This window comes from Romboutsia weinsteinii, from assembly GCF_002250835.2.
Taxonomy (GTDB): domain Bacteria; phylum Bacillota; class Clostridia; order Peptostreptococcales; family Peptostreptococcaceae; genus Romboutsia_A; species Romboutsia_A weinsteinii.
Genome location: NZ_NOJY02000070.1, coordinates 1 through 11,597 on the forward strand (window position 1 = coordinate 1; position 11,597 = coordinate 11,597).

The 11,597-nt window shown below is 32.4% G+C and carries 9 protein-coding genes and 1 pseudogene; 5 read left to right on the forward strand and 5 right to left on the reverse strand.

The window, feature by feature from the left end; genetic code table 11:
* From CHL78_RS21530 to CHL78_RS18065, 3 genes and pseudogenes are all read right to left on the reverse strand, one after another.
* A pseudogene (locus tag CHL78_RS21530) lies at nt 1-145 on the reverse strand (HPr(Ser) kinase/phosphatase); the annotation flags it as partial.
* Between the two features lie 3 nt (nt 146-148).
* Nucleotides 149-1,963 (reverse strand): excinuclease ABC subunit UvrC, encoded by a 1,815-nt coding sequence (gene uvrC, locus CHL78_RS18060; protein WP_094368960.1) that lies wholly within the window; start codon nt 1,961-1,963, stop codon nt 149-151.
* A 142-nt stretch (nt 1,964-2,105) separates the two neighbouring features.
* Nucleotides 2,106-3,752: an ABC transporter substrate-binding protein gene (locus CHL78_RS18065; protein WP_094368959.1), complete on the reverse strand. Its 1,647-nt coding sequence runs from the start codon at nt 3,750-3,752 to the stop codon at nt 2,106-2,108.
* A 192-nt stretch (nt 3,753-3,944) separates the two neighbouring features.
* On the opposite strand from CHL78_RS18065, the gene CHL78_RS18070 reads away from it, so the two are divergent.
* From CHL78_RS18070 to CHL78_RS18090, 5 genes are all read left to right on the forward strand, one after another.
* The gene (locus CHL78_RS18070) at nt 3,945-4,307 is read left to right on the forward strand and encodes a DUF3899 domain-containing protein (protein WP_094368958.1); all 363 of its coding nucleotides are present in this window, start codon (nt 3,945-3,947) and stop codon (nt 4,305-4,307) included.
* Nucleotides 4,308-4,474: 167 nt separating this feature from the next.
* Nucleotides 4,475-5,419 (forward strand): ABC transporter permease, encoded by a 945-nt coding sequence (locus tag CHL78_RS18075; RefSeq protein WP_094368957.1) that lies wholly within the window; start codon nt 4,475-4,477, stop codon nt 5,417-5,419.
* Nucleotides 5,419-6,453, forward strand: a complete 1,035-nt coding sequence (opp3C, locus tag CHL78_RS18080) for an oligopeptide ABC transporter permease (RefSeq protein ID WP_094368956.1) — start codon at nt 5,419-5,421, stop codon at nt 6,451-6,453. The genes CHL78_RS18075 and opp3C overlap by 1 nt, the downstream gene beginning before the upstream one ends.
* A 20-nt stretch (nt 6,454-6,473) precedes the next feature.
* A complete protein-coding gene (locus tag CHL78_RS18085; protein WP_116041663.1) occupies nt 6,474-7,499 on the forward strand; it encodes an ABC transporter ATP-binding protein in 1,026 nt (341 codons plus the stop codon).
* A complete protein-coding gene (locus CHL78_RS18090; RefSeq protein ID WP_094367323.1) occupies nt 7,492-8,457 on the forward strand; it encodes an ABC transporter ATP-binding protein in 966 nt (321 codons plus the stop codon). The genes CHL78_RS18085 and CHL78_RS18090 overlap by 8 nt, the downstream gene beginning before the upstream one ends.
* 135 nt (nt 8,458-8,592) lie before the next feature.
* Here the strand turns inward: CHL78_RS18090 and uvrA are convergent, their stop codons facing one another.
* Nucleotides 8,593-11,418 (reverse strand): excinuclease ABC subunit UvrA, encoded by a 2,826-nt coding sequence (uvrA, locus tag CHL78_RS18095; RefSeq protein WP_094367322.1) that lies wholly within the window; start codon nt 11,416-11,418, stop codon nt 8,593-8,595.
* A partial coding sequence (locus CHL78_RS18100) for a UvrB/UvrC motif-containing protein (protein ID WP_147295851.1) occupies nt 11,418-11,597 on the reverse strand: 180 nt, incomplete at its 5' end. The genes uvrA and CHL78_RS18100, both read right to left, overlap by 1 nt.

Genomic DNA, 11,597 nt, shown 5'->3' on the forward strand with positions numbered 1-11,597 from the left:
GTTCAAAGTATCCTGCAAATTGTAATCCCGGTCTATTTATATCTTGAGTATACACATAGTAATCTGTATTCTCAGGCATATAAACTACCTCTAAATCTAATTCCCTTATTAATTCTGATATTGAAACCCTATCTACTATACTCATATTTTACTGTCCCTCTCTAAAAAAATTGTATACACTTTGTGCTGAAGCCTTATTCATCCCTTCTACTTCTAATAATTCTTCAAATGTAGCCTTCTTTATAGCATCTATATCTTTAAAGTGACTCAATAAAGCTTTCTTCCTTTTTTCTCCTATACCTTGTATATCATCTAAAACAGACTTTGTCAAAGCTTTATTTCTTAGGCTTCTATGGTAAGTAATTGCATAGTTGTGAACTTCTTCTTGTATACTTGCGACAAATCTATATAAATTAGAAGTTTTATCTAGCTCTATCTCCTTTTCCTGGGAAATTAACCCCTTTGTTCTATGTTTATCGTCCTTATACATTCCCCATAGAGGAATTTCTATATTATTCGCTTGTAATACCTTTTTTACTGCACTTACCTGACCTTTTCCTCCATCTAATAATATTAAATCAGGAAGATCTCCATATTTTAGGCGTCTTTCAACTATTTCTGCCATGGAGTCATAATCATTAGGACCTATTACAGTTTTTATCTTATATCTTCTATACTCTTTTTTATCTTTTTTTCCATTTGTATATACTACCATAGATCCAATAGAGTCTACACCTTGTATATTAGAGATATCAAATGATTCAATTCTTTTAGGTGCTTGTTCTAATCCTAGTATCTGTCTTAATTCTTCTAATGCACCTAGGCTTTTTTCATATTTACGCTTATTCATATCGGAGAATTTTTCTAAATACTCTACGGCATTTTTTCTTACCATTTCTACAAGATTTTTTTTCTCACCTTTTTGAGGTACCCTTATTATTACTTTTTGGCCTTTCTTTGTAGACAGCCATTCTTCTAGTATAAAACTATCTTCTATTTCATCTTCTATTATTAATTCTTTAGGTATATATTCTTGTTCCATATAAAATTGTTTTACGAAAGATCCTAGTATAGCCTCTCTTGGGCTATCCATCACTCCCTCTAATATGAAATGTTCTCTACCTACTATCTTACCATTTCTTACAAAGAATACTTGAACACAAGCTTCATCATGAGCTCTTGCCATAGCAATTACATCTTGATTTAAATCTGTAGTAGAAGCATCTATCTTTTGTTTTTGTATCATTTCTTCTAAACTTCTTATCTTATCTCTATAAATAGCTGCATCTTCAAAGTTAAAATCCATAGCACATTTATTCATCTTTTCTTTTAGTATTTCTATTAACTTCTCTTCTTTTCCAGATAAAAATAGTACTACTTCATCTACCATTTTATGATAGTCTTCTTTTGATACTTGTCCTGTACACGGTCCTACACATTTTTTTATATGCATATTCAAGCAAGGTCTCATGTTATTTTTTATAGCTCTTTCTATATCTATATTGCACGTCCTTATTGGATAGGTATTTCTTATAATCTCTAATGTATCATTTACAGCTGATATATTTGTATATGGTCCAAAATATTTAGCTTTATCTTTTGATACTCTTCTAACTTTTAGTACCCTTGGATAATCTTCGTTAGTAGTTACCTTTATATAAGGGTAGGTTTTATCATCTCTAAGTAAAACATTGTACTTAGGTCTGTACTGTTTTATTAAATTACACTCAAGTATTAATGCTTCTAGTTCAGAATCTGTTATAATATATTCAAATTTATATATATTCTTAACCATAGATTTTACTTTTGAAGAGTGATTTTTAGATGATTGGAAATACTGTCTTACTCTGTTTTTCAATGATATAGCTTTCCCAACATATATTATATTATCAAATTTATCTTTCATTAAATATACACCAGGCTCAGCTGGTAATTTTTTTAAATGATCTTGTATATCAAACAAAGTATCACCTCCAAAATTTAATCTTCTATATAAAATTATACCCTAAAAGCAAACAGTAAATAAATATAATTATTCATAAAAAAAGCTGATGATTAAATCATCAGCTTTTTCAATAATTGTGAATTAATAATACTATGTATTATTATTTAGATGCGTCTTTTCCACCATTTATTTGTAGGTAGAATATAGAAGCATCGTCCATAGTCTTGAAGTTTGGATCATCTTTGTATTTTTCAACAAATTCAGCACTTAATCCAACCATATCTATTTCTCCACCTTCGTATAAGTTAACATCAGTGTTAGTATCCTTAGTAATCTTTACATTTACTTTATCTAACTTAACTGTACTTGCATCCCAGTAGTTAGGGTTTTTAGTTAAAGCATATTGGTCTTCCATTTTCCAAGTTGTTAATGTAAATGGTCCATTATAAACTACAGATTCTAAAGTAGTTCCATATTTGTCACCTTGCTCTTCAACAACTTTTTGATTTTGTGGATAGAATGAAGTAAATGACATTAATTTATCGAAATAAGAAACTGGTCTTGTTAACTTAACTTCTAGAGTATGATCATCTACTGCTTTTACACCAACATCATCAAGGCTTCCACCTTCTAAGTTAGCTTTTTCAGCACCAACTATATCGTACATTATCCATGCATATTCAGAAGCTGTTTCAGGGTTTATAGTTCTCTTCCAAGAATATTCGAAGTCTTTAGCTGTTACAGGGTCGCCATTAGACCACTTAGAATCTTTTCTTAGCTTAAATGTCCAAGTTAATCCATCTTCAGAAACCGTATGTTCTGTAGCCATACCTGGAGATACATTTTTATCTTTATCCATTCTATATAAACCTTCCATAGTATTTGTTATTACTAAAGAAGACTCTGTATTTGTAGTTTTACTTACGTCCATTGTAGGTATATCAGATCCTCTAGTCATGTTAATAGTGTTATCTCTACCCTCTACACTTGCCCATTTAAGTGCTAATGGTGCACCCCATGGCTGACGAATAAGATCTTTAACATAAGGCTGCTCTAAGTAAGATATACTCTTTTGGTATAAAGGTGCCATAAAGCCATCCTCTAACATAAGTTTTTCAGCTTCTGCATACTTAGCCCATGATTCTTCTACTGTAGCTGCATGTTTTGCTTCTTCGATTAATTTATTAAATTCAGGACTATCGTATCCAACTTGCTTAGCATATTGCTTTCCAGTCATCATTATATCTAAGAACGTTAATGGATCGGGATAATCTGCTGACCATCCTGCAACAGATAATTGGAAATCCCCTTTACTTTCTGTCTCTAATTTTTGTTTGAAAGGTTGTTGTTTGATTGTAACAGTAGTTCCCTCTAATGCTTCTTGTATTTCAGCTTGAAGGAATTCTGCCATCTTTACAGAAATATCCTGATCAAATGTTAATATTTCAAGATTTACAGTGTCAAATCCTACTTCTTCTTTGGCCTTTGACCATTCTTCAGCTGCTTTTTCATCATTATGCTCATATCCGAAGTCTTTAGTTAAGTCAGTGTAATCTTTACCATCATTTATTGCTAAACCTGACGGAGTAAATACACTTGATGGGAATGATCCATTAGCTAGTAACACGTCGCATATTTGTTGTTTGTCAATTGCAAGATTTATTGCCGTTCTTGCGCTTTTGTTTGCAAGCACTGCATATGGCTCGCCTTCTCCCCCACCACTTTTTGAGCTACTACACCCTACTAATCCTGTAGCAGTTAATACAGCTACCGATGCTAAAAGTGCTAATCTTTTTCTTAAAACCATGATTAAACTCCTCCTCTACCCCTATTTTCTCTCGTTCTTAAAATTAATTATATATCATCTTTTCTAAAAAAACACTAAGTTTTTTTAATTTTTTAATTTTTTAAAAAATTTTAATCGTTTATAAATATTTGATTTTATGCTAGAATAATAGTACAATCATTTATTAATAAAATAAATCGGAGGAAATGAAAAATGAAGAAATTTTCGACATTAGTTGCAATAAACTTACTTTTTAGTCTATTCTTTTCTATATTTGTAGGTTTTAAATCTTTTTCTTTTATAAATAGTTCCTTTACAATAGGTATGTTATATTTACTATGTGGGATTCTATGCTTTGTTTGGGAAAAGGGATTTTTTAATATCGCTTTATTTTCTTTTAATAAAATAGCTCAACAGCTACAAAAAAGAAAAGGTGTACTAATTGATGAAACAAGTATCACAATAGAGGATTACGCCAATAGAGAAAATAGTTTCATCTACACAGTACCATTATTATCATCAGGACTTATCATATCATCATTAACCACACTAATAAGTTTTAATATATATTTTTAATCTTCTATCTAGTTTTTTTTTTACATAAAATACACTACAAATATATAAAATTATTTAACTACATATTTATTGTCTTCTAAATTTAGATATACTTCTTTGCTATGCATTATAGAAGTTATTTTCCAAATTTTATATAAGATTTTTAACATTTCAAAGGGGGTGTAGCGATGTTTCGCTATGTATTAAAACGTGTAGGATACATGATCGCCACGTTATTAGTAGTTATTTCTGTTACTTTTTTTCTAGTAAGACTTTTACCAGGTACACCATTTAATGATCAAAAACTTAACGCAACTCAAATCGAAATTCTAAACCAAAAATATGGATTAGATGCTCCAGTTCCGGTTCAATTCGCAAAGTATATGACTGGAGTGTTCCAAGGTAAGTTAGGTACTTCTTTCCAATGGGACAATAAAAATGTTGAAGACATAATTAAAACTCGTATGCTTCCTTCGGCTATGCTTGGGGTTCAGTCATTAGCAATAGGTACTACCATAGGTCTTACACTCGGTATAGTAGCTGCACTTAACCGAAATAGCTTTTGGGATTATAGTTCAACAATTGTTTCTGTAATAGGTGTATCTGTTCCATCGTTTGTATTTGCAGCAGTGCTACAATTGTATATTGGTTTAAAAGCTCAATTATTCCCTATAGCTTGGGGCCTTCCATTAGGTTCTGATTTCAGATATGTTTGGACAGTACTTCCATCTATAGCGCTTTCATTCTTCACAATCTCAAATGTTGCTCGTTTTACTAGAACCGAGCTTGTTGAAGTAATGAATTCAGACTACATAATCACTGCTAAATCTAAAGGATTAAGCAATTTTACTGTAGTAATCAAACATGGTATAAGAAATGCTTTAATTCCAGTTATAACAGTTATAGGTCCTTTAGTTGTTGGCTTACTTACAGGATCATTAGTTGTTGAAAAAGTATTTGCAGTTCCAGGACTTGGCGATTTATTAGTTACTGCTATAAGTACTAATGATTTATTTGTTATATCTGGTGTTGCTATATTCTACAGTGCATTCTACATAGTAACTATATTAATAGTTGATATTCTTTACGGTGTAATAGATCCTAGAATACGTTTAGCAGGGGGGAAAGCATAATGTTAGATAAAGTTGTCGTAGATGGAAATGAAGTTCTTCTAACTGAAGACATGTTTACTCTAGATTCTATAGATTCAAAAGAAAGTGAAGCTATAACTAGACCTAGTTTAACATTCTGGCAAGATGCCAGAAAGAGATTATTTAAAAACAAAGGAGCCGTTGTAGGTCTTGTAATACTTACTTTTATAGTATTAATGGCTGCATTTGCTCCGATATTATCAAAGTTCACGTATGATAAGCAAAATTTATACCATGCTAAAGTTCCTCCTAAGTTCCCTATAGTATCATCCCTAGGAGTAATGGATGGTAGAGCTTCTTTAGATGGTAAAGATGTTTATGCAGAAAAAAATATAGAAGAAACTTACTTATTCGGTACTGATGCTCTTGGGCGTGATATATGGACTAGAGTCTGGACTGGAGCTAGAGTATCTCTATTCATTGCTCTTATTGCTGCTACCTTCGACTTATTGATTGGTGTTACATATGGTGGTATATCTGCATATTATGGTGGTCGAGTAGATATAATAATGCAACGTATAATCGAAGTAATTACTGGTATACCATCATTAGTTATACTTACACTATTTATTATGGTATTTGATCCAGGTATATTATCAATGGCACTAGCCATGGCAATATCAGGATGGACTGGTATGGCTAGAGTTGTTCGCTCTCACGTGCTTAGACTTAAAAATCAGGAATTTGTTTTAGCGTCTAAAACTCTAGGTTCTTCAGATATTAAACTTATAAAGAAACATTTATTACCAAATGTTATAGGTCAGATAGTAGTTATGATAATGTTTACATTACCTAGTGCTATATTCTACGAAGCATTCTTAAGCTTCATAGGTTTAGGTCTACAACCACCTAATGCTTCTCTTGGTGTATTAATAAATGATGGGTTTAAATCGTTCCAGACTCATCCTTATATGATGCTAATACCATCAGTAGTAATATGTTTATTAATATTTAGCTTAAACTTATTAGCAGACGGTTTAAGAGATGCAGTTGACCCTAAAATGCGTAATCAATAATATATAAGGGAGATGAGATTATGGAGAAATTACTTGAAGTAAAGAATCTATGTGTTAACTTCAAAACTTTCGGCGGAGAAGTTCAAGCTGTAAGAGGAGTTACTTTTGATTTACATAAAGGCGAAACACTTGCAATAGTTGGAGAATCCGGTTCTGGAAAATCTGTTGCTTGTAAAACTATAGTTAGAATACTTTCTTCAAATGGATATATAAAAAATGGGGAAGTTTTATTTGAAGGCAAAAACTTAACTAAATTATCAGAAAAAGATATGGAAAGTATAAGAGGAAAAGATATAGCTATGATCTTCCAAGATCCTATGACTTCTCTAAATCCTACTATGACAATAGGTAAACAAATAATGGAAGGTATTATAAAACATCAAGGTGCTAGCAAAGAAGAAGCTAGAACTAAAGCTATAGAGCTTATAGATCTTGTTGGTATTACCTTCCCTGAAAAAAGATTCAAACAATATCCTCATCAGTTTTCTGGTGGTATGAGACAACGTATCGTAATAGCCATAGCTCTTGCTTGTAATCCTAAGATTCTTATAGCTGATGAACCTACTACTGCTCTTGATGTTACTATACAAGCTCAAATACTTGAACTTATGAAAGATATACAAAAGAAAACCGGCGTTGCCGTAATATTTATCACACATGATCTTGGAGTTGTTGCTAATATGGCAGATAGAGTTGCCGTTATGTATGCTGGTAAGATAATTGAAGTTGGTACTTCTAGTGATATATTCTACGATCCTAGACATCCTTACACTTGGGGTCTTCTAGGTTCTATGCCAAGCCTTGATATCGGTGATAATGACTTATATAGTATACCTGGTACTCCTCCAGATTTGATGAATCCACCTGTAGGAGATGCATTTGCTCTACGTAACTCACAGGCACTTAAAATAGATTCAATTGCAGAACCACCAATGTTTAAAATTAGTGATACACATTCCGCTGCTACTTGGTTATTACATCCAATGGCACCAAAAATAGAAAGACCTATAAACGTCGGAGGAAAGAAGGTGGCTTCAGGTGAGTAAGAAAAAATTATTAGAGGTAAAATCTCTTAAACAGCACTTCCCTATAGATAAGCATACAACAGTTAAAGCTGTTGATGATATAACTTTTGATATCTACGAAGGTGAGACATTTGGTTTAGTTGGAGAATCTGGTTCTGGTAAATCTACAACTGGCAGAACTATTATACGACTTTATGACCCAACTGATGGTGAAGTCACTTTCGATGGAAGATGTATTTCTTCTAAATTAAGCAGAGATGATAAGAAATTCTTAGCTAGAAGTATGCAAATGATATTCCAAGATCCTATGGCATCTTTAAATCCACGTATGACTGTAATGGATATTATAGCTGAGGGTATTGATATTCATGGTACTCATAAAACTAAGGAAGAAAGAACTAAAAGAGTTTATGAACTTTTAAGAACAGTTGGACTTAATGAACAGCATGCAAGTAGATATCCTCATGAGTTCTCTGGTGGTCAAAGACAGCGTATTGGTATAGCCCGTGCTCTTGCTATAGAACCAAAATTCATAATAGCTGATGAGCCAATATCGGCACTTGATGTTTCTATACAAGCACAAGTTGTAAATTTACTTAGAAAGCTCCAAAAGGAAAATGGCTATACTTATTTATTTATAGCTCATGACCTTTCAATGGTTAAATATATAAGTGACCGTATAGGAGTTATGCATCAAGGTAAGTTAGTAGAGTTAGCTAATGCTGATGATTTGTATACTAATCCACTTCATCCGTATACTAAATCATTACTATCTGCAATACCTCTTCCAGACCCTGATTACGAAAAAACTAGAATACGTATAAAGTATGACCCTAGTTGCCACGACTACTCTTCCCACCAACCTAAATGGGTAGAAATAAGACCTGGTCACTTTATATTTGGATCTGAACCAGAGTTACAAAAATATGAAAAAGAAATTATTGATAGAGAAAATAATCCCGGATCTGTAACAGTTTAGAACTGATGATAAAATTTATTTTTTAATCCGCCCATATCCCCAATTATAAAATATATAGGCGAGAGATATAAAGTAAGCAAATTGAAATTCTCAATATAAAAGGGATATGATAATTATCATATCCCTTTTATATTTCTATTCAAAATATTTCTTTAAAAATTGTCCAGTATAAGAACCTTCTACTTTAGAAACTTCTTTTGGTGTACCTGTGGCAACTATCATACCACCTTTATCTCCACCTTCTGGTCCTAAATCTACTATATAATCACAAGTCTTTATAACATCTAAGTTATGCTCTATAACGACTATTGTGTTACCTGTATCTGCTAGCCTTTGCAGTACATGTATAAGCTTATCCACATCCGCCATATGAAGGCCTGTAGTAGGCTCATCTAGAATATATAAAGTTTTTCCTGTAGGTCTTTTACTTAATTCTGAAGCTAACTTTATTCTCTGAGCTTCTCCTCCTGATAATTGTGTAGAAGGTTGACCTAATTTTATATAAGATAGACCTACATCCATTAGTGTTTCAAGCTTTCTCTTTATGTTAGGTATGTTTTCAAAGAAATTAAGAGCATCTTCTACATTCATATCTAGTATATCTGATATAGTCTTATCTTTATACTTAACTTGTAAAGTCTCTCTGTTATATCTTTCTCCTTTACATACCTCACAAGGTACATATACATCAGGTAAGAAGTGCATTTCTATTTTTATTATACCATCGCCCTTACAAGCTTCACATCTTCCACCTTTTACGTTGAAACTAAATCTTCCTTTTTTGTAACCTCTAGCCTTAGCCTCATTAGTTGCTGCAAACAAATCTCTTATCTGATCAAATACACCTGTATATGTTGCTGGATTTGAACGAGGAGTCCTTCCTATCGGACTTTGATCTATACTTATTATCTTATCTATATTTTCTATCCCTTTTATCTCTTTATGCTTACCTGGTCTCTCTCTAAGTCTATTGACTTTACTTGCTACACCTTTGTATAAAATATCATTTATCAAAGTACTCTTACCTGATCCTGATACTCCAGTTATACAAGTGAATTTTCCTAGAGGGAATTTAACATTTAAATTTTTTAGGTTATTTTCAGTTGCCTTAATTATTTCTATAAAGTTTCCATTACCTTTTCTAGTTTCTTCTGGAACATGAATCTGTTTTTTACCACTTAGATATTGTCCTGTAATAGAATTTGGATTTTCTAATATTTCATCTAATGTACCTTGGGCAACTATTTCCCCACCATGAATACCAGCATGTGGACCTATATCTACCACATAATCAGCCTCTCTCATAGTATCTTCATCATGTTCTACTACAATCAACGTATTTCCTAAATCTGTTAGATGTCTTAATGTCGCTATAAGTCTGTCATTATCTCTTTGGTGAAGACCTATACTTGGTTCATCTAGTACATATAGCACTCCCACTAGCGCAGATCCTATCTGAGTCGCAAGTCTTATACGTTGAGCTTCCCCTCCAGATAAAGTCCCTGCTTTTCTAGATAGATTTAGGTAATCAAGACCTACATCTCTTAGGAAAGATGCTCTACCTCTTATCTCTTTTAATATTTCATGAGCTATGAATTTTTGTTTTTCAGTAAGCTCTATATTCTCTATAAAATTTATAAGTTCGTTAACAGAAAAATCTGTTACATTCATTATATTTTTTCCATCTACAAGAACAGAAAGTACTTCTCTTCTAAGTCTCGCTCCTTTACATTTTGGACAAGGTCTTTCTGCCATGTATTCTTCTATTTTTTCTCTAGCATAATCTGAACTTGTCTCTCTATATCTTCTCTCTAAGTTTACTATAACACCTTCAAATGGAGCCTTATATTCTCTTCTTCCACCAAACTTAGACTCATATACAAATTCTACCATTACATTGTCTTTACCATAAAGTAATTCTTGAACAAAGTCCTCTGGTAGATCTTTAAATGGTGTATCTAAAGATACTTTAAATTGTTCAGCCAAACTTTTTACCATCTTACTATAGTATGTGTCGTCACTATTGCTTACTGATCCCCAGGCTGCAATAGCACCTTGCTTTATAGATAATTCATCATTTGGTATAATTAAGTCTGGATCTACCTCTTTACTTTCACCTAGACCATTACACACATCACAAGCACCAAAAGGAGCATTGAATGAGAACATTCTTGGAGATAGTTCTTCTATACCTATTCCATGTTCTGGACATGCAAATTTAGTAGAAAACATTATCTCTTCTCCATCTATTATCTGAGCTATCACTAAGCCATCAGAAAGCTTTACAGCTGTTTCTATAGAGTCTGCTAATCTAGTTTCTATCCCATGCTTTATTACTATTCTATCTACTACTACCTCTATATTATGTTTTTGATTTTTGTTTAAATCTATGTCATCTGTTACTTCGTAATTTTCTCCATCTACTCTAACTCTTACAAAGCCTTCTTTTTTTATATTATCAAGTACTTTTTTATGAGTACCTTTTTGACCTCTTACTACAGGTGATAGTATCTGCAACTTGGTTCTTTCCGAAAACTCTAACATCTTATCAACTATTTCTTGAATAGTCATTTGACTTATTTTATCTCCACATACAGGACAGTGAACCTCTCCCACTCTAGCAAATAATAATCTTAAGTAATCATATATCTCCGTAACAGTACCAACTGTTGAACGAGGATTTTTTGATGTAGTTTTTTGATCTATTGATATAGCAGGTGATAAACCTTCGATATATTCAACGTTTGGCTTTTCCATTTGTCCTAAAAATTGTCTTGCATAAGCAGACAAACTTTCTACATATCTTCTCTGGCCTTCTGCATAAATAGTATCAAATGCAAGCGAAGATTTTCCTGATCCTGATAAACCAGTAAAAACTATAAATTTATTTCTAGGAAGTTCTAGATCAACATTTTTTAAATTATGTTCTTTTGCACCTTTAATTACGATTTTATCTTCCATTAATCTTTAATCCTTTCTTCTAGCTCTTTTATTTTGTCTCTAAGCTCTGCTGCTCTTTCAAACTGTAGATTCTGTGCAGCTTCCATCATTTCCGCTTGTAAGCCTGCTATATTATTTTTAATTTCTTCTATATCATCACTATCTTTGAATCCGTAAGTAGCTTCTTCATCAGCAACTAC